At 72.8% G+C, this 23,159-nt stretch carries 24 protein-coding genes; 11 read left to right on the top strand and 13 right to left on the bottom strand.

Annotated features, from left to right (window positions below):
• The first annotated feature begins 97 nt into the window (after positions 1–97).
• Positions 98–1,720, top strand: coding sequence for a malate synthase A (gene aceB, locus KBY32_RS19205; protein ID WP_210980924.1), 1,623 nt, complete (start codon positions 98–100; stop codon positions 1,718–1,720).
• On the opposite strand, the gene KBY32_RS19200 is transcribed toward aceB, so the two are convergent.
• The 5 genes from KBY32_RS19200 to KBY32_RS19180 form a co-directional block, all read right to left on the bottom strand.
• A complete protein-coding gene (locus tag KBY32_RS19200; RefSeq protein ID WP_210980923.1) occupies positions 1,710–2,003 on the bottom strand; it encodes a SelT/SelW/SelH family protein in 294 nt (97 codons plus the stop codon). The two genes, aceB and KBY32_RS19200, sit on opposite strands and share 11 nt — an antisense overlap.
• The gene (locus KBY32_RS19195) at positions 2,000–2,914 is read right to left on the bottom strand and encodes a HipA family kinase (RefSeq protein ID WP_210980922.1); all 915 of its coding nucleotides are present in this window, start codon (positions 2,912–2,914) and stop codon (positions 2,000–2,002) included. Before KBY32_RS19195 ends, KBY32_RS19200 begins: the two co-directional genes overlap by 4 nt.
• Before the next feature lie 46 nt (positions 2,915–2,960).
• A complete protein-coding gene (locus tag KBY32_RS19190; protein WP_210980921.1) occupies positions 2,961–4,256 on the bottom strand; it encodes a cation:proton antiporter in 1,296 nt (431 codons plus the stop codon).
• 70 nt (positions 4,257–4,326) lie between these two features.
• Positions 4,327–4,671 carry a hypothetical protein gene (locus KBY32_RS19185; protein ID WP_210980920.1) on the bottom strand — a complete coding sequence of 115 codons (345 nt, stop codon included), beginning with the start codon at positions 4,669–4,671 and terminating at the stop codon, positions 4,327–4,329.
• Between the two features lie 125 nt (positions 4,672–4,796).
• Positions 4,797–6,314, bottom strand: a complete 1,518-nt coding sequence (locus KBY32_RS19180; protein ID WP_210980919.1) for an IucA/IucC family protein — start codon at positions 6,312–6,314, stop codon at positions 4,797–4,799.
• A gap of 93 nt (positions 6,315–6,407) precedes the next feature.
• On the opposite strand from KBY32_RS19180, the gene KBY32_RS19175 reads away from it, so the two are divergent.
• The 3 genes from KBY32_RS19175 to KBY32_RS19165 are packed head-to-tail and all read left to right on the top strand — an operon-like array spanning position 6,408 to position 10,025.
• Positions 6,408–7,913: an IucA/IucC family siderophore biosynthesis protein gene (locus tag KBY32_RS19175; RefSeq protein ID WP_210980918.1), complete on the top strand. Its 1,506-nt coding sequence runs from the start codon at positions 6,408–6,410 to the stop codon at positions 7,911–7,913.
• A gap of 43 nt (positions 7,914–7,956) precedes the next feature.
• On the top strand, positions 7,957–9,225 hold the full coding sequence (locus tag KBY32_RS19170) for a VWA domain-containing protein (protein ID WP_210980917.1): 1,269 nt from the start codon (positions 7,957–7,959) through the stop codon (positions 9,223–9,225).
• Positions 9,225–10,025 carry a hypothetical protein gene (locus KBY32_RS19165; RefSeq protein WP_115504629.1) on the top strand — a complete coding sequence of 267 codons (801 nt, stop codon included), beginning with the start codon at positions 9,225–9,227 and terminating at the stop codon, positions 10,023–10,025. Before KBY32_RS19170 ends, KBY32_RS19165 begins: the two co-directional genes overlap by 1 nt.
• Positions 10,026–10,086: 61 nt before the next feature.
• Here KBY32_RS19165 and KBY32_RS19160 read toward each other — a convergent pair whose 3' ends face one another.
• On the bottom strand, positions 10,087–10,713 hold the full coding sequence (locus KBY32_RS19160) for a winged helix-turn-helix transcriptional regulator (RefSeq protein WP_210980916.1): 627 nt from the start codon (positions 10,711–10,713) through the stop codon (positions 10,087–10,089).
• 87 nt (positions 10,714–10,800) lie between these two features.
• On the opposite strand from KBY32_RS19160, the gene KBY32_RS19155 reads away from it, so the two are divergent.
• The 7 genes from KBY32_RS19155 (at position 10,801) to KBY32_RS19125 (ending at position 17,283) form a co-directional block, all read left to right on the top strand.
• On the top strand, positions 10,801–12,009 hold the full coding sequence (locus KBY32_RS19155; RefSeq protein WP_210980915.1) for a pyridoxal phosphate-dependent aminotransferase: 1,209 nt from the start codon (positions 10,801–10,803) through the stop codon (positions 12,007–12,009).
• Positions 12,010–12,103: 94 nt separating this feature from the next.
• Positions 12,104–14,410: a hypothetical protein gene (locus KBY32_RS19150; RefSeq protein ID WP_210980914.1), complete on the top strand. Its 2,307-nt coding sequence runs from the start codon at positions 12,104–12,106 to the stop codon at positions 14,408–14,410.
• A 13-nt stretch (positions 14,411–14,423) separates the two neighbouring features.
• Complete coding sequence (locus KBY32_RS19145) at positions 14,424–14,825, top strand: DUF5955 family protein (protein ID WP_055619472.1); 402 nt, start codon at positions 14,424–14,426, stop codon at positions 14,823–14,825.
• 105 nt (positions 14,826–14,930) lie between these two features.
• Complete coding sequence (locus tag KBY32_RS19140) at positions 14,931–15,530, top strand: histidine phosphatase family protein (protein WP_115504633.1); 600 nt, start codon at positions 14,931–14,933, stop codon at positions 15,528–15,530.
• Between the two features lie 71 nt (positions 15,531–15,601).
• Complete coding sequence (locus tag KBY32_RS19135; RefSeq protein ID WP_210980913.1) at positions 15,602–16,240, top strand: hypothetical protein; 639 nt, start codon at positions 15,602–15,604, stop codon at positions 16,238–16,240.
• A gap of 50 nt (positions 16,241–16,290) precedes the next feature.
• Positions 16,291–16,713 carry a thioesterase family protein gene (locus tag KBY32_RS19130; protein WP_210980912.1) on the top strand — a complete coding sequence of 141 codons (423 nt, stop codon included), beginning with the start codon at positions 16,291–16,293 and terminating at the stop codon, positions 16,711–16,713.
• A 117-nt stretch (positions 16,714–16,830) separates the two neighbouring features.
• Positions 16,831–17,283, top strand: a complete 453-nt coding sequence (locus KBY32_RS19125) for a spore-associated protein (RefSeq protein ID WP_210980911.1) — start codon at positions 16,831–16,833, stop codon at positions 17,281–17,283.
• 75 nt (positions 17,284–17,358) lie between these two features.
• On the opposite strand, the gene KBY32_RS19120 is transcribed toward KBY32_RS19125, so the two are convergent.
• From KBY32_RS19120 to KBY32_RS19090, 7 genes are all read right to left on the bottom strand, one after another.
• Positions 17,359–18,738 carry a nucleobase:cation symporter-2 family protein gene (locus tag KBY32_RS19120; protein WP_210980910.1) on the bottom strand — a complete coding sequence of 460 codons (1,380 nt, stop codon included), beginning with the start codon at positions 18,736–18,738 and terminating at the stop codon, positions 17,359–17,361.
• A gap of 249 nt (positions 18,739–18,987) precedes the next feature.
• Positions 18,988–20,367, bottom strand: coding sequence for an 8-oxoguanine deaminase (locus KBY32_RS19115; RefSeq protein WP_210980909.1), 1,380 nt, complete (start codon positions 20,365–20,367; stop codon positions 18,988–18,990).
• Positions 20,368–20,491: 124 nt separating this feature from the next.
• On the bottom strand, positions 20,492–21,433 hold the full coding sequence (gene pucL / locus KBY32_RS19110; RefSeq protein ID WP_210980908.1) for a factor-independent urate hydroxylase: 942 nt from the start codon (positions 21,431–21,433) through the stop codon (positions 20,492–20,494).
• A gap of 4 nt (positions 21,434–21,437) precedes the next feature.
• Positions 21,438–21,827, bottom strand: a complete 390-nt coding sequence (uraH, locus tag KBY32_RS19105; RefSeq protein WP_210980907.1) for a hydroxyisourate hydrolase — start codon at positions 21,825–21,827, stop codon at positions 21,438–21,440.
• 15 nt (positions 21,828–21,842) lie between these two features.
• The gene (gene uraD, locus KBY32_RS19100; RefSeq protein WP_115504639.1) at positions 21,843–22,352 is read right to left on the bottom strand and encodes a 2-oxo-4-hydroxy-4-carboxy-5-ureidoimidazoline decarboxylase; all 510 of its coding nucleotides are present in this window, start codon (positions 22,350–22,352) and stop codon (positions 21,843–21,845) included.
• Between the two features lie 124 nt (positions 22,353–22,476).
• Positions 22,477–22,845, bottom strand: coding sequence for a helix-turn-helix domain-containing protein (locus KBY32_RS19095; RefSeq protein WP_055619482.1), 369 nt, complete (start codon positions 22,843–22,845; stop codon positions 22,477–22,479).
• Positions 22,842–23,093, bottom strand: a complete 252-nt coding sequence (locus KBY32_RS19090) for a hypothetical protein (RefSeq protein ID WP_055619571.1) — start codon at positions 23,091–23,093, stop codon at positions 22,842–22,844. Before KBY32_RS19090 ends, KBY32_RS19095 begins: the two co-directional genes overlap by 4 nt.
• Positions 23,094–23,159: the final 66 nt, after the last annotated feature.

Below are 23,159 nucleotides of genomic sequence, written 5' to 3'. Positions count from 1 at the left end.
CCGTCCGGCGGGCGCTCACCCCCGCATCCGGGAAGACTGGCACCCGGTGCCACGCTCGACCGCTCGTCCCCCAGCCCGCTGAAGGAAGTGACAGCTCATGTCCGCACCAGCGCCGTCCCCGCTGGCCATCGTCGACGCCGAGCCCCTGCCCCGGCAGGAGGAGGTCCTCACCGACGCGGCCCTCGCCTTCGTGGCCGAGCTGCACCGCCGCTTCACACCCCGCCGTGACGACCTCCTCGCCCGCCGTGCCGAGCGCCGCGCCGAGATCGCCCGCACCTCCACGCTCGACTTCCTCCCGGAGACGGCCGCGATCCGCGCCGACGACTCCTGGAAGGTGGCCGAGTGCCCGCCCGCGCTCCAGGACCGCCGGGTCGAGATCACCGGCCCGACCGACCGCAAGATGACGATCAACGCCCTGAACTCGGGCGCCCGGATCTGGCTCGCGGACTTCGAGGACGCCTCCGCGCCGACCTGGGAGAACGTCGTCCTCGGCCAGCTCAATCTGATCGACGCCTACACCCGGAACATCGACTTCACCGACGCCGGCTCGGGCAAGTCGTACGCCCTGCGCCCCGCCGACAAGCTCGCCACCGTCGTCATGCGCCCGCGCGGCTGGCACCTGGGCGAGCGGCACCTCCAGCTCGACGGGCAGCCCGTGCCCGGCGCCCTCGTCGACTTCGGCCTGTACTTCTTCCACAACGCCCAGCGTCTGCTGGACCTCGGCAAGGGCCCGTACTTCTACCTGCCGAAGACCGAGTCGCACCTCGAGGCGCGGCTGTGGAACGACGTGTTCGTGTTCGCGCAGGACTACCTGGGCATCCCCCAGGGCACCATCCGCGCCACGGTCCTCATCGAGACGATCACGGCCGCGTACGAGATGGAGGAGATCCTCCACGAGCTGCGCGACCACGCCTCCGGGCTGAACGCCGGCCGCTGGGACTACCTGTTCTCCATCGTCAAGAACTTCCGTGACGGCGGGCCGAAGTTCGTCCTGCCGGACCGCAACGCGGTCACGATGACGGCCCCGTTCATGCGGGCCTACACCGAACTCCTGGTGCGCACCTGCCACAAGCGCGGGGCGCACGCGATCGGCGGCATGGCGGCGTTCATCCCGTCCCGCCGGGACGCCGAGGTCAACAAGGTGGCGTTCGAGAAGGTCCGCGCCGACAAGGACCGGGAGGCCGCCGACGGCTTCGACGGCTCCTGGGTCGCCCACCCCGACCTCGTCCCGATCGCCATGGAGTCCTTCGACAAGGTGCTCGGCGACAAGCCGCACCAGAAGGACCGGCTGCGCGAGGACGTCCACGTGGAGGCGGCCGACCTCATCGCGATCGACTCGCTGGACGCCCGGCCGACGTACGCGGGTCTGGTCAACGCCGTCCAGGTCGGCATCCGGTACATCGAGGCCTGGCTGCGCGGCATGGGCGCGGTCGCCATCTTCAACCTGATGGAGGACGCGGCCACGGCCGAGATCTCCCGCTCCCAGATCTGGCAGTGGATCAACGCGGGCGTCGAGTTCGAGAACGGCGAGAAGGCGACGCCCGAGCTGGCCCGCCGGATCGCCGCCGAGGAGCTGAGGAACATCGAGGCCGAACTCGGCGCGGAGGCCTTCGCGGCCGGCCACTGGCAGCAGGCCCACGACCTGCTCCTGGAGGTGTCCCTGGACGCCGACTACGCCGACTTCCTGACCCTGCCGGCGTACGAGCGGCTCAGGGGCTGACGGCGTCCGGACCGGTCCTGTCCGAGTGGCCCAGGGGCTTCCCCGGGGCCACTCGGTCGCGTACGGCGCGCTTGACGGCCGTGGGCTCGGGGAAGCCCTGCTCGCGCCGGTCCCAGACGGGCTCGCCGTCGACCCGGACGACGAAGACCCCGCCCTTGCCCGGCCTCAGGGCCAGCTCGGACAGCTCCGCCTCGAAGGTGGTGAGCAGTTCCTGCGCCAGCCAGGCCGCGCGGGGCAGCCAGCCGCACTGGGTGCAGTACTCGATCTCGACGCGGCCGCTCATTTCAGGTGCACCGACCAATCCTGTTCCGCGGCCGGCTTGCCGTGCAGGTCGGGGACCCGCTTGAGCCAGTCCGGCCGGCCTCGCTGTGTCCTCGCCGCCCGCTCGCTCTCCTCGGCGGCCAGCTCCTCCCGGGTGGGGAAGCCGGTGGGCAGCCACGCGGCGGACGCCCGCACACGCGCGTGCAGATGCTCGACATAGGCGTCGCGGGCCTCACCGGGCGTGCCGAAGTCAGGTTCGGCGGCCAGCCAGGCGTCCGGGACCGCCCCCACGACCCGCCGCAGCAGCTCCTCGGTGACCTTCGGCGCCAGCTCGGCGTCGGCGGCGCGCACATCGGGGCCGTACTGGCCGAGCGCGTGGTGGCGCAGGTCGTAGGACCGCTCGGGGTCGGAGGCGTCCCAGCGGTGGTGGAAGACGAGGGCCGCGCCGTGGTCGATCAGCCAGAGCCGGGGCGGGACGGTGCCCAGGGTCGGCCAGACCATCAGGTTCGAGCTGTGCACGGTCCGGTCGACGTTCGCGGTGAGCGCGTCCAGCCAGACGACCCGGCCCGCCTCCAGCGGGTCCACGGGGAACGTCTTCGCGACCTCGGGGGTGAAGTCCCGGGCGCCCGGCAGATAGTCCATGCCGAGATTGACCCCGGCGCTGGCGGTGTGCAGGTCCCGCACCTCCTGGTGCGGCTCGCTGTCGGCGACGGCGGGGTCGAAGTGCACCAGGACCAGCTCGGGGAAGCGCAGGCCCAGCGCGCGGGCCAGTTCGCCGACGATCACCTCGGCGACCAGCGCCTTGCGGCCCTGCGCGGAGCCGGTGAACTTCACGACATAGGTGCCGAGGTCGTCGGCCTCGACGACGCCGGGGACGGAGCCGCCGGACGTCAGGGGTTCGACGTAGCGGGTGGCTACGACCTCTCTCAACATCCGACCCCTGCTTCCGGCCTCCGGTACGCGTCGAGCATAGTCGCGGTCACGGTGTGCCGGCGCGGGCGGCGGCGGCCTCGGACGGCTCGGCCGGCTCGTCGTCGGGCAGCCCCGGCTCCCGGTCGTCGGAAGGCCGCTCCTCCCGCGACGTCCGGCCCCGGCGCCGGGGCCGGACGGCCCCCGCGGCCTCCAGGACGCGCGCGAGCAGGTGCGCGCGCCCGGCGAGGATGGGGCCGAGCACCGCGAGGACGAGGACATAGCTGGCGATGAACGGGGCGAGCCGTCCGTCGAGTCCGGCGGTGGCGGCCATCGCGGCGAGGATCAGCGCGAACTCCCCCCGGCCCAGCAGGGTCGTGGCGATGTTGGCGGTGGGCCCGGGCCCGTAGCGGTACAGCCGGGCCGCGAAGAGCCCGGCGATCACGTTCATGGCGATCGTCAGGGCGACGGCCGCGGCGACCGGGCCGGCGACGGAGACGAGGTCGGCCGGATTGATGGCGAGCCCGAAGGCCAGGAAGAAGATCGCCGCGAACGCGTCCCGCAGCGGGTGCACGAGCCGGCGGATCCGGGGCCCGGACGGGGTCCCGGCGAGGATCAGGCCGACCATGAAGGCGCCGATGGCGTCCACCACGCCGAGCACCTCGGAGACGCCGGCGACGAGGATCGCGGCGCCGAGGAAGCTGATGACCAGCAGCTCGTTGTCCCGTACGGCGATCAGGCGGCCGATCAGGCGGGTCCCGTAGCGGGCCGCGATGGCCAGGACGAGCAGGAAGCCGAACGCCTTGGCGGCCTGCAGAATCGTTTCGCCCGTGCCCTCCGCGCCGCTGATCACGGGCTGGAGCGCCGCCAGGTACAGGGCGAGGAAGATGTCCTCCACCACGGTGACGCCCAGGATCAGCCGGGTCTCGGGGTGCCCGATGCGCCCGGAGTCGACGAGCACTTTGGTGACGATCGCCGACGACGAGATGCCGAGGACCCCGGCGAGGACCAGCGCCTCCCGCAGCCCCCAGCCCAGGGCGAACCCGAAGCCGAGGCCCGCCCCGACGTTCAGCAGCAGATAGACGCCGCCCGCCGCGAGCAGACGTCTGCCGCCGGCTCTGAGGTCGTCGAGCTGGAACTCCAGACCGAGGTAGAACAGCAGGAGCACGAGACCGAGCGCGGAGAGCATCTCGAAGTCGTGCGCGTCCCGCACCAGGACCAGGCCGGGGGTGTGCGGGCCCAGCAGGATCCCGGCGAGCATGAACAGCGGAATGGTCGGCAGGCCGATCCGGCGGCCGAGGCGTGCGAGGACGGCGGCGGCCACGAACGCGCCGCCCATCGCGAGCAGGGTGTCGGCATGCCCCACGGGTCACCACCTTCCACAGCGGGGCGGACAAGGGCTACGGAAGCGGGCGGGGTGCCGCGCCCGCTTCTCGTCAGGCGTCGTCGGGCGTGCGGTCGGTCGGGGCGTCGGGGCGGGCCGGCTCCGGGAAGCGGGGGCGCGGGGGCTCGGGCTTCTCGGGCGGGGTGAGCATCTGGACCGCCATTCCGGCCGCGACCAGGCCGGAGGCGAGGAGCAGGCCCTGCGGCAGCATGGCGCCGGCGGTCAGCATCACCACCGAGGCGGCCAGCAGCGCCCAGGCGCCACGCCGGCCGCGCGGGCCGCCCGGCGGTGGACGGCCGGTCTCGGGGCCCCGGGTGAAACGGGGGTCGCGGTGCCGAGGCCGTGCGTCGAGGGGGTGCGGGGATCGGGTCGGGCGCGGTCGGGTCGGGTGCGGCATACCTCCTCCTTCCGGTGACCGGGAGGCCGGGGGTTCACTGTCACCCTCACATGCGGCAGGGGGCCGGGACCATCGGGTCCAGTACCCATTTCGCGGCATATGCGGACCCGGGGGTCAGCCCCCGGTCATCCCCCGGCCAGCGGGTTCGGCAGCGGCAGATAGCGGGCGTCGGCGCCGTCCGCGCCCGTCCAGCGCAGGAGCAGGTTGGTCTTCCCGGGGAGAGTGGGGGACGACAGCAGGGCCGGGATCTCGGGGAGGGCGTGGCGGGCCAGTTCACGGCGGACGGCGGGCCAGGGGTCGAAGGCGCGGTGACGGGCGACGAGGGCGCCGGCGATCTCGACGAGGTGGTTGACGACCAGGCAGTACACCAGCCGCTCCCAGCCCGCCGCCCGGGACACGTCCCCGAGAAGCTTCACGCCCTCGGCGTCCCGGAACAGGGCCTGCGCGGGCAGACCGTCCGCGTCGAAGGCGACCAGCGTGTTCTGCAGATGCGCCTCCAGGACGACACCGTGCGCGTGGAACGCCGTCAGGGCGGGCGGGACGACCTGCCGGAGATACGCCTCCCACCAGCTGGCCGGGTCCCGGGCCGTGTCCAGCGGGCTGCCGTCGAAGCCCTCGACCAGCGCGGCGGCCAGCAGCGGTGTGGTCCCCGGCCGCACCCGGCCGCGCAGCCCGTCGCGCACGAGCACCGCCAGTTCCTCGAAGGCGAAGGAGGCGGTGCGGTAGCCGCGGTCGCTCAGCCAGGCCGCGTCCTGCCCCGCGAAGGCCGTCGTGGCCGCCGCGTCGGTGCGGCGCAGCCGCAGCAGGTCGTGCCGCCACAGCCGGCGGATGTCGTTGGTGATCCGGACGTCGAGGCTGAACTTGAGGAACAGGTCGTGCCCGGGCGTGTACACCGTGCGGATCGCGGCCGTCGGCCAGGCGTCGAAGGCGGTCGTGCCGAGCCGGATCAGCCGGCCGTCGGCGAAGGCGGGCGCGAGGTCGACGAGGCCGAGCTGCCAGGGGTGCGCGGGCAGCAGCCGGTAGCCCGGCGGGGCCTCGCCGAGGGCGTCCAGGGCTCGCGTGTCACCCTCCTCGACGACCGTGTCCTCGCGCAGCCCGAGCAGGGTCAGCGGGAAGCGGGCGTACGCCTCGGGGGCGTACGGCAGCCAGGCCGCCACCGGGCCGCCGCCGCGTGCCTTGGGCGCGGGGTGGTGGGGGTGCCCGGTGAGGAGGGACTGCTCGGAGCGCAGGTAGAGGTCGTCGGGCGGTACGGCACGCGCGCGTGCCGTGAGCAGGGCGGCCAGCGCGTCCCGGCTGTCGATCATCTCGGCGGGCAGTTCGTGGTTGGACTGCCCGGTGTGCCGGCGCAGCTCGTCCGCGACGAGTTTGACCAGCTCGGCGTGGCCGACGCGGTGCCAGGCGCCGCCGGTGTGCACCTCGGGTTCGGCGGGCCGCCGGTCGCCGAGGACGCGCAGGAGGCGGCCCGAGCCGCGCAGCCGGTGCACCCGCCGCTCGTCGTCCGGCACGTCCGGCCGCGCCGTCCCGTCCCGCTGTGGTTCGGCGACCTCGCGGAGCAGGCAGTTGAGCAGCGGGGCGATCGCCAGGGCGTCGGCGCGGGCCGCGGTGGCCGCGGAGTTCGGCGGGGTGAGGTGCACGCGATCCACTGGTTCCCTACGGTCCGTTCAGGCGGGAGACGATCAGTATGTCTGTCGTCGGCGGCCGTCCCGACGTCCTACTCGTACCCGAGGAGCCCACCCGTGCACCGTCACCCCAGTGCCGAGGCCGAGATCGCCGCCGAACTGGCCGAAGTCCGCCCCGCGCTCGTCCCCGCGTACACGGCCGCGCTGCCGGGGGCCCGGGCCGCGGTGCTGACCCGGCTGTGGCGTGCGCCGGCGTACGAGCCGCTGACCTGGGTGACCGGCCGGGAGCGGGGCCCGGACGGGCTCACCCTGCGACTGGCGGACGGCCGCCGGCTGCACGGCCCGCGGCCGGACCCGTACGCCACGGACGCCTACGTCACCTCCGTGCGGCTGGACCGGACGGAGTACGACGATCCGGTCCGGCTGCTGACGGACCTCGCCGTACCGCACAGTGCCGCCTTCACCGCCGAACTCGGGCACAGCGTCGCCTCGTTGGCCCTCGCGCGGGCCGATCAGGAGTCTCACCCGAAAGAGTGGCCGGAGCACGAATGGGAGTGGGAGCAGCGGGTGGTCGACGGGCATCCGTTCCACCCCAACTGCCGTTCCCGGCCCGGCTTCTCGGTCGCGGAGCAGCTGGCGTACGGGCCGGAGCACCGCCCGGTCGTGTCGCTGGCCCGGGTGCCGGTGCCGGCGGAGGGGTGCCTGGTGACGGGCGAGTGGCCGGGGGAACTGCGGGACGGGGGACGGCTGTTGATCCCGGTCCATCCGTGGCAGGCCGAGCATGTGCTGAAGCGGCCGTACGAGGAGGGGTTCGCCGCGCATCCGCTGATGGCGCTGCGTACGCTCGCCGTGCCCGGCGGGCCGCACGTCAAGACGGCGCTCAGCGCGCGGCTGACGTCGTCGGTGCGGGACATCTCGGTGTACTCGGTGGGGATGTCGGACACGCTGTCGCGGTTCGCGGCGGATCTCGGGGACCGGCTGGACGGCCTGGTGCACTTCACGCGCACACTGGGGGCCGTGACGGCCGGTTCGGCGGAGCTGGCGGCGGTGCTGCGGGAGCCGCCCGGGGTGTACGCGGGGGCCGGGGAGCGGGTGGTGCCGGTGGCGGCGCTGCCCGGTACCGGGCTTCCCGCCTCGGATGCGTGGCTGGCGGCGTTCGCGCGGCTGGCGCTGACGGCGGGGCTGCGGCTGCTGGAGATGGGCGTGGCCCTGGAGGCGCACGGCCAGAATCTGCTGGTGGTGCTGGCGCCGGACGGGGCGCCGGTGCGGCTGGTGTACCGCGATCTCGCCGACATCCGGATCAGCCCGGCCCGGCTGGCGCGGCACGGTGTCCCGGTACCGGAGCTGACCGGCCGGATCGTCACGGACGACGTGACGGCCCTGCGCCGCAAGCTGTTCGGCTCCCTGGTGGCCGGGGCGCTGGCGGGCACGGCGGGCTCCGGGGCGGCGTTGCGCACGGCCCTCGCGGCGGCCGTGCCGGACCTCCCTGCGACCGCCGACCTGGCGGCCCTGCGCGAGGAGGAGCTGCCGACGAAGGCGCTCACCCTGATGCGGCTGTCGCCCGGCGTGTCCGGGGACCAGTGGACCCTGCTGCCCAACCCGTTGCGCGCCGACGTGTTCTGACCCCGTTTTGGAGCGGGCACCCCAGGGTCACTAGGATCCGCCGATGATCATACGAACACGGCTGGCGGCCGGGGCCTGCGCCCTGCTCGCCCTGCTCGCAGCCGGGGTGGCCTTCCCGGCCGGGGCGGCCGCCGACGAGGTGAGCGCGATGGCACCCAAGGTCGATCTCGTCCTCGACGTGAGCGGTTCCATGCGGGCCCGGGACATCGACGGCCAGTCGCGGATGGCCGCGGCGAAACAGGCGTTCAACGAGGTGCTGGACGCGACGCCCGAGGAGGTGCGGCTCGGCATCCGCACCCTGGGCGCCAACTACCCGGGCGACGACCGCAAGACGGGCTGCAAGGACACCGCCCAGCTCTACCCGGTCGGCCCGCTGGACCGCACCGAGGCCAAGGCCGCGGTGGCCACGCTGACGCCGACCGGCTGGACCCCGATCGGCCCGGCGCTGCTGAAGGCAGCTGAGGACCTCGACGGCGGTGAGGGCTCCAAGCGCATCGTGCTCATCAGCGACGGCGAGGACACCTGCGCGCCGCTCGACCCGTGCGAGGTGGCCCGGGAGATCGCCGCGAAGGGCATCGGCCTGACCATCGACACGCTCGGCCTGGTGCCGAACACCAAGCTGCGGCAGCAGCTGAGCTGTATCGCGGAGGCGACCGGCGGCACCTTCACTTCGATCGAGCACACCGAGGAACTCACCGACAAGGTGAACCAGTTGGTGGACCGGGCGGCCGATCCGGTGGTGACCCCGGTCGCGACCGACGGCGCGGACCGCTGCGAGAAGGCGCCGACGCTGAAGTCCGGCCTGTACACGGACCGCGAGGAGTTCGGGCAGCAGCGCTGGTACCGGGTCGACGTGCGTCCGGGCCAGGAGCTGCGGGCCTCGGTGAGTGTGGCGGCCGACCGGGCGGTGAACCCGTCGTACGGCGTGCTGGTGCGGGCCGTGACGACCTCGGGCCGCGAGATCGTGCGCGGCGAGGCGGCCGGCACCGGCCGGACGGACGTCGTGTCGGCCGGTCTGCGCTACCCGAAGGCGGAGGCGGACGACGACGAGGAGAACGCCCCGGCGGAGGCCGTGTGCCTCCAGGTGACGCACTCCTTCTCGGCGGGCTCCGGTGTGAAGACCACGCCGGGGCTGCCGCTGGAGCTGACGGTCGACGTCGTGGACGGGCCGTCGCCGGCGCGTGACGTGGCCTCCTTCGGCCTCGGGCGCGGCTGGTGGCTGCTGGGCGCGCTGATCCTCGCCGGCTTCCTCGCCGGTCTCGTCTGGGGCTGGCTGTCACGCTGGCGCGTCGCGGTCTGGAGGACCAACTGATGCGGATGACACGTGTGCTGGGCGCCGCCCTGCTGACCCTGGGACTGGCCGCGGGGCCCGCGGCGGCGGACTCCTCGCCGTCGCCGGGCGCCTCGGAGGACACGGACGCGCCGACACGGGCGGGCACCTCGTTCCGTACGGCCACCGAGATCGAGCAGGGGCAGACGGCCACGGCGAACGCCTCCACCGGTGACTACCTGTACTGGTCGTTCCCGGCGGACACCGGTCAGCGGCCGACCGTCGAGGCGACGGTGAAGCTGCCGGCCGAACACGCCGCCGAGACCTGGCAGATCGACGTGTACGACGGTCTGCGGCGCCGTCAGGCCTGCCGGTTCGGGGCGCAGACGCGCACCGCGGCGGCCGGTGCGGCGTCGGTCGAGCTGGCGTGCGCGCTGCGGACCGTGCGCGGCTGGGCGGAGCCGTGGTCCGGTGACCCGCTGCCGGGTACGTACTACGTGCGGCTGACGGCGGTGGACGTGCCGGCCTCTGTGCTGGGGCAGCCGGTGAGCGCCGAGGTGCGGGTCGGCTCGCAGGACGCGGGCGGGGCGGCGGCGGTGGACGGCTCGCTGGCGGAGCCGCTGGTGCCGGGCGCCGGGGTCACCCGCGACGAGGAGGAGAAGTCCGGCGACGAGGCACTGCTCGCGAGCCTGGAGCCCGACGACGGCTGGGCCTCCGGCTGGTGGTCCGACCGCTGGGTGTGGACCGGGCTCGGCGGTGTACTGGCCGCGCTCGCGGGCATCGGCGGGTACGCGCTGACGCGCGGTGCGGGACGCCCGCCCCGGGTGCCGCCGGCCGCCTGACGTCACGTCAGGACGACGCGTGGGCCCCGCCGTACCGGTCGTACGGCGGGGCCCTCGGCGTTCACGCCTCCAGCAGCGCCTTGGCCAGGGTGCCCTCGCCGGTCACGGTGGCCCGGCCGTCCCGGACGGCGTCCGCGAGGCTCATCTCGCCGCGGGCCAGCGCCTCGCAGGTCGCGAAGTCCAGGTCCAGCCGTGCGTCGGGCTCGCGGGGCGCGGGTCCCTCGCCGTACACGGGCCCGTCCTCGGCACCGGCGTACAGATGGAAGTCGCCCTCTTCCAGGTGCACTTCGAGCACTCCCTCGCCCTCCAGGGACGACAGCAGCGGCAGGGCGAACCAGTGCGCGCGGACGGCGTCGGTGGGCCGGCGCTCGCCCAGTTCGGACCGGCCCCACTCCCCCAGCGCCAGCAGCACGGGCAGCAACCGCCGTCCGCGGTCGGTGAGTTCGTAGACGTAGGCCGCTCCGGGCGGGGGGAGCCGGCGGCGGGTGCTCAGGCCGTCGCGCTCCATGTCCTTCAGCCGCGAGGCCAGTACGTCCGTGCTGACGCCCGGCAGGTCGGCGTGCAGGTCGGTGTAGCGCCGCGGACCGGCCAGCAGCTCCCGGACGATCAGCAGGGTCCAGCGGTCGCCGACGGCGTCGAGCGCGCGGGCGGCGGAACAGTACTGGTCGTAGCTTCGGCGAGGTGACATGCGACGCAGTCTAGACATGTTGTTGGACTTTCCAAGCTCTCACTTGGTAAAACCAAGCAACACACGAATCCGGAGGGGCGAGCGCGCATGGAGTTCCGGCAGTCGAGCAAGCTGAGCGAGGTCTGCTACGAGATCCGCGGCCCGGTGATCGAGCAGGCGAACGCGCTGGAGGAGGCGGGCCACAGCGTGCTGCGCCTCAACACCGGCAACCCCGCCCTCTTCGGGTTCGAGGCGCCCGAGGAGATCCTCCAGGACATGATCCGGATGCTCCCCCGGGCGCACGGCTACACCGACTCGCGCGGCGTCCTCTCCGCCCGCCGCGCGGTGGCCCAGCGCTACCAGACGCTCGGCCTGGAGGTCGACGTCGACGACGTCTTCCTCGGCAACGGCGTCTCCGAGCTGGTCTCCATGGCCGTACAGGCCCTGCTGGAGGACGGCGACGAAGTCCTCATCCCCGCGCCGGACTTCCCCCTGTGGACCGCGGTCACCAACCTCGCCGGCGGCAAGGCCGTGCACTATCTGTGCGACGAGCAGGCCGACTGGTACCCGGACCTCGACGACATGGCCGCGAAGATCACCGACCGCACCAAGGCCGTCGTCATCATCAACCCCAACAACCCCACGGGCGCGGTGTATCCGAAGGAGGTCGTCGAGGGCATCCTCGATCTGGCCCGCCGGCACGGCCTGATGGTGTTCGCCGACGAGATCTACGACCAGATCCTCTACGACGACGCCGTCCACCACTCGGCCGCCGCGCTCGCCCCCGACCTCGTCGTCCTCACCTTCTGCGGGCTGTCGAAGACCTACCGGGTGGCGGGCTTCCGCTCCGGCTGGCTTGTGGTCACCGGGCCGAAGCAGCACGCGAAGGACTATCTGGAGGGCCTGACCATGCTGGCCTCCATGCGGCTGTGCGCCAACGCCCCCGCCCAGTACGCCATCCAGGCCGCGCTCGGCGGCCGGCAGTCGATCCAGGACCTGACGCGGCCCGGCGGCAGGCTGCGCGAACAGCGCGACGTGGCCTGGGAGAAGCTCAACGAGATCCCCGGCGTCTCCTGCGTGAAGCCCAAGGGCGCCCTCTACGCCTTCCCGCGCCTGGACCCCAAGGTGCACCGCATCCACGACGACGAGAGGTTCGTCCTGGACCTGCTGCTGCGCGAGAAGATCCAGGTGGTCCAGGGCACCGGCTTCAACTGGCCCTCCCCCGACCACTTCCGCATCCTCACGCTCCCGTACGCCGACGACCTGGAGGCGGCGATCGGGCGGATCGGGCGGTTCCTGAGCGGCTATCGCCAGTAGGCGTGGATGTTCGCGGATTCGCGGTCGCGGAGAACGGGGATGCCATAGAGTGCCGCCACCGTTCGCAGCATCCAGGGGATAGGGGGACCCCGGAATGAGACCGTCCCGCCGGCGTGCCGCGGGCACGCCGTCCGGCTTACGCGGCCGTCCGCTCCTGCTCGTAGCGGTTCTGCTGATCGTCGGCAGCGAGTGGGTGCAGCGGCCGCTGAGCGAGCACTACTGGGAGCTCTACCTTGAGAGCGGCGAGCAGCCCTGGCTCCTCTCCGTGGCCTCGCTGCCCGCCTGGGGATACGACCCCGACCACTACGCCGGCGGTTTCTGGTATCTGGTCGGCAACGACCTGCGCGTCCTGGCGCTGATCGCGGGCATCGTCCTGGTCCCCGCCCGGCTGCCGGCCCGGATCCCGGCCTGGCTGCGCCACATCGTCGGTGCCGTCCTGGTGGCGGTGGTCCTGCAGACGCTGCTGTGGTCCCTCCCCCAGCTGTTCCGGCCCGAGGAGTACCGCTTCGACCAGTCCGCCCCGGTGCTCTGGCAGCTGCTGCGCCAGGGCCTCGTCTTCGGCGTCGCGACCGGCGTGGTGCTCGCGCTGCTCGCGGCCGCGCCGTCCGTCACCGTCCCGTCCCCCGGTGCCCGGCCGGCGCCGGCCCGTCGCAACAGAGAGGGAGGAACCGGCATGACGACCGGTCCGGTCCACATGCCCGTCGGAAGAGAGCCGGGCGACGTCACGCGCTATCTGTGCACGGCCGCCTACGTCGACGAGCAGTTCGCCGACCGGGTCGTGGAGGAGGTGCTCGCCGACGAGGCCGGCGCGGTGGCCCCCTCCCCCGACGTCGACCTGGTGTCGGTCGTCCGGCACTGCCTGACCGCGCGGGACCTCCGCCAGCAGCGGGACCTGCGGCTCACCTGCGCGTTCGCCCTGGTCGCCGTCCTCGCCCCGCTGTGGCTGCTGTTCTCCATGGTGCTGCTGTCGACCGCCCGGCGCACCGGGGGCCGTCCGAGCCACGCCACCCGCGGCCACCACCAGCCCGAGAGCCGGGTGCTGATCGGCACCGGTCTCTCCGCCGTCGTCATGGTGTTCGTCGCCTTCTACTTCGGCTACGGCATCTCGGCGGCGCCCGTGTCCGGATTCCCGGCCTGGCTGCTCGGCGCGTACGGGGGCGGTGTCCCCGCCGTCCTGGCGTCGATCGCCGCCGTCGCGTTCGCATGCGCGACGGTCGTACGGCACGATCTCGCCGTCGACGGGCTGCTGCGCACCACCATGACCCGCGAGGCGTTCCCGCACCGGCCGCGCCCGACCGTGCCGCGCCACAAGTGGATCGCGGACCGGCTGACGGCGATCCGGGAGGCGCAGAGCGGCAACGTCACGGTGTACAGCGGCTACACGCCGTTCGTCGGCTACGCCGGCACCGACTCCAAGTGGTCGATCGCCGTGCCGCTGCTCCCCGCCGACGACTCCGCCGGGGTGAAGGCCCGCCCCGCCGAGCCGGAACCCTTCACCGTCACCGACCTCGTCGACCATGTACGCCAGCGGCTGCGCACGGTCGCCGAGCGCGGTGCCGTGGACGGCGCGGCGGACGAGGGCGCGGACGCCCTGCGGTCCCTGTTCGTCGAGGACCGCGTCTTCGCGAGCGGGACGGCCATCGGGGACGACGACCGGTTCACCAGCGGCACCGCGCTCGCGCCCGTGGCCCGGCTGTCGCCGCCGGAGGTCGACCGGATCATCGAGCGCCCCTCCGGTGCCGTACGGCACTATCTGGCCGTCCATGTGCCGCTGTGGGGCGGGGATGTGGTGCCCAGCGTGTTCCTGCACTTCTCCACGGCGGGCCGCACCCTGCATCTGCACTGCGACAACCACGTGCTCGGGCCCGTCCGGGCCGACTACCACGTCGTGGACCGGCTGCGCGGCGAACTCCGCGACGACGCCCGGCGCGGGCTGCTGGTGACCTCGCTGTCCCGGACCGGCCCGGCGTTCCTCGCCGCCCCGTTCCGCGCCGTCCGGTACGCCCGCTTCGAGACCCGGCACCACAAGCGCATGATGGACGAGCTGAAGGCCATGGAGCAGGACCCGGTGTTCGACTTCGGTGCCCGGGTGAGCGTGCGCGAGATGGCCCTGAGCCCCGACTACCACAACTACTTCCAGGTCGTGGACGCCGGCCGGATCACCGCCCTGGTGGAGCGTCACGCCCTGGCGGCGCTGAGGGAGTTCCTCGACTCGCGCGGCTACGACATCACCGACTTCCGCGCCCAGCAGCAGACGATCCTCAACCAGGGCGTCATCCAGCAGGGCGGCATGAGCATCGTCGGCAACCAGGCGGTCGGCGCGGGCGCGAGCGCCAACCAGACCGTCCCGCGGCAGACCGGCCCGGCCGCCGTCAGCGGCACCGACGGTTCCGAGAAGTAGGAGGACGACGGCTATGCGGCACGACGACGGACCCCAGGACCCTCCCGTCAACAACGGCATCGTGATCAGCGGCGGCAGCCACTACGTGGGCAACCAGGCCGTCGGGCACCGGGCGCAGGCGTTCTCCGGTTCGGTGTCGTTCCCGGCCCAGGACGCCGGGCAGGCGGCCCGTACGGCCGAACTGCTCGCCCAGGTCGAGCGGTTGCTCCAGGAGCACCGGGCGGCCCTGGCCGACCCCGACGCCACCGACCGGGAACTGCGACGCCTGCGTGAGGAGTTGGAGGAGGAGGAACCGCAGCCGTCGGTGCTGCGGCGCGCCCTGGACCGGCTCACCGCGTTCGTGCAGCCGGTGGCGCCGCTGGTCACCGCGGTCGGCCAGCTCGCCCAGTCGGTGCAGGCGCTGCCCGGGCCCTGAGCGGGGCCACCGCGGCCGGCGACGACGACCGTCCGGCCCAGTCCGCTGCGCGCCCCGGAGCCGCCGTGTGGCAGGGTGTCGGCAGGCGAGCGGGAAGGGTGCGCGGTGGGTGAGGTCTTTCTGGTCCGGCACGGCGAGACCGAGTGGTCGCGGTCCGGGCGGCACACCGGCTCGACGGACGTGCCGCTGACCGAGCACGGCCGTGAGGAGGCCCGGCGGCTGGTGCCGCTGGTCCGTTCGCACCGCATCGGTGCCGCGTTCACCAGTCCCGCGCAGCGCGCCCGGGAGACGGCCGAACTGATCGGGCTGCACGACGTACGCGTCGACGTCGATCTGCGCGAGTGGGACTACGGCGGCTACGAGGGCGTGACGACCGTCGAGATCCAGCGGGAGCGGCCCGGCTGGTTCCTGTTCACGGACGGCGTCGCGCCCGGGCCGCCGGACCACCCCGGCGAGAGCCCGGAGGAGGTCGGCGAGCGCGCCGACCGGATGCTCGCCAAGGTCCACGCGGCGCTCGCCAACACGGAGGGCTGTGTGGTCCTCGTGGCACACGGGCACTTCCTGCGGGTGCTCACCGCCCGCTATCTCGGCCTGCCGCCCGGCGACGGCGCGCTGTTCCAGCTGGCCACCGGGGCGCTGTGCCGGCTCGGCACCGAGCACGGCCGCCCGGTGATCACCGGCTGGAATGTCAGACCCGGGTCGTAGCCTTCCGGAGGAAGGGGTCGCCGCGTCCCCGCGCGGGCGGACGCCGTACGGACCCCGGGGAGGAGCACGCCGTGACCCGGCCGCCGACCGCCGCCCAGCGGCGTGTCATCGACGCCGCCGACCCCGTCACCGGGCGGCTGAAGGGCACCCCGGCCCAGCTCGCGGCGCTGGTGGGGCGGGGTCTGGCCTTCCGGCACCCACGCCCGCCGCACGATCACTTCCTGACCCCGGCGGGGCACCGCCTGCGGACGCCGGAGGAGCCGGCGACCGAGGCCGTGGCCGAGCCCGCCGCACCGCCCGCGGGCGGCGGTGTCTTCGCCGCGCGGATCGGCGGGGAGGAGCGGCCGGCCGGCGGGCCGGCCCGGGCGCGTGAGGTGCACAGCGCCTGGCAGGGCCTGCTGGAGCTGCGCCGGATGACCAACGCGGACGGGTCCGTGGACCGGCCGTGCGCGTGGGAGCGCGGGCATCTCGTGCAGGCCGCCGCGCTCGCCCTGGAGGCCGCCGGGCACCGCCCGGCCCAGGGGGACGCCGAGGAGGGCTACCGGGTGCGGGCCACGCCCCAGCCGGACGCGGTCGCGGTGCGTGAGCCGGACGGCGCGCGGCTGCGGGCCTGCGCGGCCACACTGGAGGAGGCGGGCTGGCAGGTCGGGGAGCACACCGAGCCGCGCGGCCGGGCGCGCTATCTGCTGGCGTCCCCGCGCAGGGCGTGAGCGGCGTGCCAAGATCGGTGCACCGGGCATCGACCATCGAAGGGGTACCAGTGAGCGAGCCGTTCTCCGTACGGATCACCGTCCGCGGATACGAGACCGACGTGCAGGGGCACGTCAACCAGAGCGTGTACATCAACTACGCGGAGCACGCCCGCTGGTCGCTGCTGCAGGCCGCCGGGATCACCCAGACCGGGCTCATATCCAAGGGGGTCGGTCCGGTCGCCCTGGAGACGACGATCCGCTACCGGCGCGAGCTGCTCGCCGGGGACGAGGTCGACGTGACGTGCGTCTTCGAGTGGACGGGCGGCAAGACGTTCCGTATCCGGCAGGACATGGTGAGGGCGGACGGCACGGTCGCGGCCGAACTCACCGCCGTCGGCGGTCTGCTGGACCTCAAGGAGCGCCGGATGGTGGCGAACCCGCAGGACTACTTCAAGGAACTCGCCACGGATCCGGTCCTGTTCGGGATCTGAGCGCACATCGTCAGGAAGATTCGTCGACACGGCGTCAGATTCGAGCACAACCATTCGCATACCCCGCGGGTCACACCATGCAGGAGCAACCGACTCCAATGGACACCAGGGGGAAATATGCGATACGCGCGTTCTGTCCTGTCCACCGTGGCGCTCGCGGCGCTGACCGTCGGCGGTACGGCCGCCCTCGCGGCGCCCGCCTCCGCGGCACCCAACACCACCCCGCAGAAGGTCTGCGGCAGCGGCTACAAGACGGTGAACTCGGCCCCCGTGGGCTCGCTCGGCACCGTGTACCTGACGTACAACTCCGGCAACGGCAAGAACTGTGTGGCGACGATCCGCAACACCCCGGGCACCGCTCAGGACATGTCGGCGTGGATCTACGTCTCGGACACCGACGAGTACGACGAGGACTACGGGCTCTACACCTCGTACGCCGGACCCACCTACGTCTACGGCAAGGGGCACTGCGTGGACTGGGGCGGTCACATCAAGAACGTGTACGTCCAGGTGACGGGCTCCAACTGCGGCTCCCTGATGAAGGAGAGCCGGGTGACCTACACCCGCTGATCCGGCACCCGCACGGCCGCGCGCCCCAGCAGGACTCCTGAGGTCCGGCCGGGGCGCGCGCTGTCGCAGCACGGCTCAGGGGCGTGCCGGCGCCCTCGTCAGCTCCTCCCCCGCCTCCATCGGATGGGTCACGTCCTGGGCGTCCCGGCCGCCGCGACCCAGATGGTTGAAGACCAGGTTGAGCAGCACCGCCGCCACACAGCCCGTGGAGATTCCGGAGTCGAGCACGATCCGCGCGGTCACCGGGAAGGCGTGGTAGAACTCCGGCGCCGTGATGGGGACGATGCCGACGGCCAGTGAGACGGCGACGATCAGGACGTTGTTGTCCTTGTCGAGCCCGGCCCGGACCAGCGTCTGGATGCCGCTCGCGGCGACCGACCCGAACAGGACGACTCCGGCGCCGCCGAGCACCGGGCGGGGCACGACCGCGATCAGCGAGGCGGCCATCGGGCACAGCCCCATCAGCACCAGGAAGCCGCCGCCGGCCGCGACGACGTACCGGCTGCGGATCTTCGTCATGGCGACGAGACCGATGTTCTGGGCGAAGGCGCTGCACATGAACCCGTTGAACAGCGGGCTCAGCGCGGAGCCGAGGGTGTCGGCGCGCAGCCCGGCCGCGATGGTCCGCTCGTCGGCCGGGCGGTCGACGATCTCGCCAAGAGCCAGCATGTCGGCGGTCGACTCGGTCATCGACACGACCATCACCACGCACATCGAGATGATCGCGGCGAGCTGGAACTGCGGGGCCCCGAAGTGGAACGGCGTCGGGAAGCCGACGACGGCCGCGTCCGCGACGGGCCCGAAGTCGGTGGCGCCGAACGGGATCGCGAGGAGCGTGCCGGCGACCAGGCCGAGCAGGACGGCGATCTGCTTGACGAAGCCGGTGGTGAACCGGCGCAGCAGCAGCACGATGAGCAGGGTGACACCGGCGAGGCCCAGGTTGGTGGCCGAGCCGTAGTCGTGGGCGGCGGGGTCGGGGCCCTGGGCCCAGCCGAAGGCGACCGGCAGCAGCGATATCCCGATGAGGGTGATCACGGTGCCGGTGACGACCGGCGGGAAGAAGCGGATCGCCTTGCAGAAGACGCCGGCGGCGAGGAAGCCGAGGAGCCCGGCGACGATGACGGCGCCGAAGATGATCGGCAGGGCGTCGGACGGGTCCGCGGTGGAGGCGACGATCGCGGTCATGGGGGCGACACCGGCGAAGGTGACGCCGTTGACGAACGGCAGCCGGGCGCCGATCTTCCAGATGCCCAGCGTCTGCAGGAAGGTGGCGAGGCCCGCGGTGAACAGGCAGGCGCCGGTCAGAAAGGTCAGGTCGGAGGCGGAGAGGTCGATGGCCGCGCCGACGATCAGGGGTGGGGCGACGACACCCGCGTACATGGCGGCCACGTGCTGCAGGCCGGTCGTCGCCATCTTGAGCGCGGGGAGTTTCTCGTCAACGGGGTGGTCGGCCACGGCGGCTGCCCTCCGGTCGGTTACACGGCAGCGTGGGACTGCCGTGGGTGTCAGGGAGGTGGTGCGGGTGGGCGGGGGGTGCCCTCCTGCTCGAGCGGAGCCGAGAGCTGGGGGAGGGACCGGTCGTACGGGGACGGTGGACCGGGCCGGGGCGCGCGTGTGCACGCCCCGGCGGCGGCCGCCCCGGGACCCGGGGGTCCGGGGCCCCGGCCGGGAGCCGTCCCTCCCGGCCGGAGTTCATGGGGGTGTTCAGTCGCGCGCGGCGATCTCGGCCAGCCGCCGCGCTTCCGCACGGGTGCTGCGGGCGATGGCGTCCTCGTCGGCGGTGAGCAGCCGGCCGTTCTCGACGATCTGGCGGCCGTTGACGAAGGACGCGGTGACCGGTGCGGCCGCGCCGAACACGAGGGCGGTGACCGGGTCGGCGATGGAGGCGTGCGCGAGGGTGTCCATCCGCCACAGCACGAGGTCGGCGAGCTTGCCGGGTTCGAGGGAGCCGATCTCGGCCGCCCGGCCGAGGACCTGGGCGCCGCCGTACGTCCCGAGGCGCAGGGCCTGGCGGGCGTTGAGGGCGGACTCGCGGTGGGCGCCGAGCCGGTTGACGAGCAGGGCGTTGCGCAGTTCTGTGTGCAGTTCGCCGGACTCGTTGGAGGCGGTGCCGTCGACGCCGAGGCCGACGGGGACGCCGGCGGCGAGCATGTCGGGGACGCGGGCGATCCCGGCGGCGAGGCGGGCGTTGGAGGACGGGCAGTGCGCGACGCCGGTCCTCGTGCGGGCGAAGGCGGCGATGTCGGAGTCGTTCATATGGACGCAGTGCGCCATCCACACGTCCTCGCCGAGCCAGCCGGTGGACTCGAAGTAGTCGGTCGGGCCCATGCCGAACAGCTCGTGGCAGAACTTCTCCTCCTCCACGGTCTCCGAGCCGTGGGTGTGCATGCGTACGCCGAGCCGACGGGCGAGTTCGGCGCCCTGGCGGAGCAGTTCGGTGGAGATGGAGAACGGGGAGCAGGGGGCGACGGCGACCTGGGTCATCGCGTCGAAGGAGGTGTCGTGGTGGCGCTTCACCGTCTCCTCGGTCGCGGCGAGCGCGCCCTCGAGGGTCTCGACGGCGAAGTCCGGGGGCAGTCCGCCGTCCTTCTCGCTGCGGTCCATGGAGCCGCGGGCGAGGGTGAAGCGCACCCCCATCTCGCGGGCGGCGCCGATGATCGCGCCGGACAGGTCGCCGGAGCCCTTCGGGTACACGTAGTGGTGGTCCATGGCGGTGGTGACGCCGCCGCGGGCCATCATCGCGAGCGAGCCCTGCGCGGCGGCACGGACCATCTGCTCGTCGATGCGCGCCCAGGTCGGGTAGAGGGCGACGAGCCAGTCGAAGAGGTTGTGGTCGGTGGCCAGGCCCCGGGTGATCCACTGGTAGAAGTGGTGGTGGGTGTTGACCAGGCCGGGGGTGACGAGGTGCCCGGTGGCGTCGATACGGCGGACGACGTTCTCCAGGCCCTCGGGGGCGCTGCCCGCGCCGAGGGACTCGATGCGCCGGTCCGCCAGGACGACGTGTCCGGTGGCGTACTCGGTGTCGTTGGCGTCGACGGTCGCGATCGCACAGTTCTCGATGACGATGCGCTGGGCTGCTGCCATGGTCGGTCCTTTGCGCTTTCGTGGAGAGGGCACGGCAGGACCCCGGGGGTTTGAGTGCCGCGGCCGGCGGGCCCTTCAAAGAGCCCGGCCCGCCGCCCGCGGGTGCCGAAGTAGGTGCGTGGGTCTACAGGTTGGTGAGGTCCGCCGGGATGCGCGCCTCGCTGCCGTCCCGCAGGACGGTGGCCTCGATCAGGCCGTAGGGGCGGTCGGCGGCGAGGTACACGGCTCCTTCGGCGGTGTCGTTCTTCAGCCCGAACGGCTCCAGGTCCACCAGGAAGTGGTGCTTGTTCGGCAGGGAGAAGCGGACCTCGTCGATCTCGTCGCGGTTCTCGATGATGCGGGCGCCCATCTCGTACAGGGTCTGCTGCAGGGAGAGCGAGTAGGTCTCGGCGAACGCCCGGAGCATGTGCCGCTTGGTCTGCTCGTAGGACTCGTTCCAGTCGGGCGCGGGCTGCTCGCCGTCGGTCCAGCCGAAGCGCCAGCGGGCGGAGACCTCGGTGGCCAGGATGCGGTCGTGGGTCTCCTTGAGCGTCGTGTACTTGTCCTTGACGTAGCCCCAGAATTCGGAGTTCGTCGAGTTCAGCACGACCAGGTCCTTCAGGCCGGAGACGACCTCCCAGCGCTCGCCGTCGAAGGTGATCTGGGTGAGCCGGGTCTCCTGGCCCTGGCGGACGAAGGAGTGCTTGATCTCCTCGCCGTCGGCGCCGGTGCCCTCGACCCGCTCCCAGGCGTACTCCTCGATGCGGATGCGCGCCCGGTGGATCGGCTCCTGGCTGGTGACGAAGTGCCGGGCGAGATGGATGCCGAACTGCTCGGCGGACTCGATGCCGTGCTCCTTGGCGAACGCGAACACCGTGTTCTTGGTGGTGTCGGTCGGCAGGACGTTGGCGTTGGAGCCGGAGTAGTGGACGTCGTCCATGTCGCCGGACAGGGCGACGGAGACGTTGAGGTCCTTGATGTGGTGGGTGGTGCCGTCCCGCGTGATCCTGACGACTCGGTTCTCGGCCTTGCCGTACTGGTTCTGTCCCAGAAGCACAGGGCGGGCAGGGCTGGAATGGGCGGTCATGTAGCTAGCTCCCTCGGTATACGGAGTAGCCGAACGGGTTGAGCAGCAGCGGTACGTGGTAGTGCTCCCCGGGCGTCACCGCGAAGGTGATCGCCACCTCGGGGAAGAACACGGCACCGCTGTCCCGATTCGCGGGGGCGTCCTGCTGCGCATCGGCTTGCTTCTCGAAGTACGGCTCGACGGCGAAGTCGAGCCGGACGTGGGTGGTGCCCTCCGGCGGGGCCGGGAGGTCCTTGCACCGGCCGTCCGCGTCGGTCGCGGAGCCGCCGAGCTCCCGCCAGTCCGTGTCCCGGCCCGCGCGGGCGGAGAGACGGACGGCGACGCCCTGGGCGGGCCGGCCGGCGCTGGTGTCCAGGATGTGCGTGGACACGGAGGCGGTGGTGCTGGTGCTCATGGTCGGCGTCCTTTGTCAGTCGTCGTCGACGAGGCGGGCGAGCCGGATACGGTTGATCTTTCCCAGCTCGGCGCGGACGATCTCACGCTCCTGCTCGGGCGCGTTGCCGATCCGCTCCTTGACCGCGTCGCGCATCTGTTCGCCGGTGCGGCCGGTGGCGCAGATCAGGAAGACATGGCCGAACTTCTCCTGGTAGGCCAGGTTGAGTTCGAGCATCTCCGCCTTGAGTTCCTCGGAGGCGCCGGCCATGCCGCGCTGTTCGCGGGCGGAGGCCGGGTCGCCCGGCCGGGGGCGGCCGATCGGCGGGTGGCCGGCCATGGCCTCGGCGAGGTCGTCGGCGGTCAGCCCGGCCATGGCCGCGTCGCTCGCCTGGTGGAGCGCGTCGACGGTGGCGTAGGGGCGGGCGGCGAGCAGCCGCTCGACCCAGGCGGTGGAGGCGCACACCTCGTGGAGGGCGGCCTGGGCCGCGTGCTCCTCCAGGGCGTTGAACCGGGCCAGGCCCGGGGGCGTGGAATTCGGCGTCACGGGAGCCTCCGTGGCCGCGAACGGCCTTCGTGCTGAACGGGCGTGCCGTTAGCTAACGCCCAACGGCGACAGCGCGTCAACACTTTGTTGAAAATTCCCGGTAACGAAACCGGGGAGTCTCAGATCAGGGGTTCTTGTCCCGGTTCAGGTAGTTGTAGACCGTGAAGCGGCTGACCCCGAGCGCGCTCGCGACGGTCTCCACGCCGTGCCGTACGGAGAAGGCGCCGCGCGCCTCGAGGGTGCGGACGACCTCCTGCTTGGCCTTGCGGTCCAGGTCGGCCAGGGGTTTGCCCATCCGGCGCTCCATGGCGGCCAGGATGTGGTCGAGGGAGTCGGCGAGCTGGGGCAGTCGTACGGCGACGACGTCGGCGCCCCGCCAGGCGAGCACGACGTCCTCGGGGCCGGCCTCGTCGGGCGCGAGGAGCTCCCCGCCCATGGCGTCGACCAGCGGCTTCACGGCCGCGATGAAGCTGTCGTCCCCGTCGCCGGTCACGCCCCGCCCTCCTCGATCACATTGACCTGGAGCGTGATCCGGGTGGCGCCCGCGTCGAGGCTCTTGCGCAGCAGGGCGTCCACGGCCGCGAGCACCGCGTCGGAGCCGCCCTCGGCGGTGTTGCCGAACGGGCCGACGTCCACCGCGTCCAGGTCGGCCGCCTCGATGACCTCGCGGGCCGCCACCGCGTGCGCGGGCGCCTCGTCGAGGTCGAAGGGCTCGGTCGTGAACTCCACTCTCAATCGCACGCGCACAACCTAACGCGCGGCGAGGCCATCCGCCGAGCCCTCTTGACAACCCCGGACACCCGACGG

The sequence above is a fragment of the Streptomyces sp. RK62 genome, from assembly GCF_018070255.1.
Taxonomy (GTDB): domain Bacteria; phylum Actinomycetota; class Actinomycetes; order Streptomycetales; family Streptomycetaceae; genus Streptomyces; species Streptomyces nigra.
Note: the sequence above shows the minus strand (reverse complement) of the source record. Positions and strands in the feature narration are given on the sequence as shown.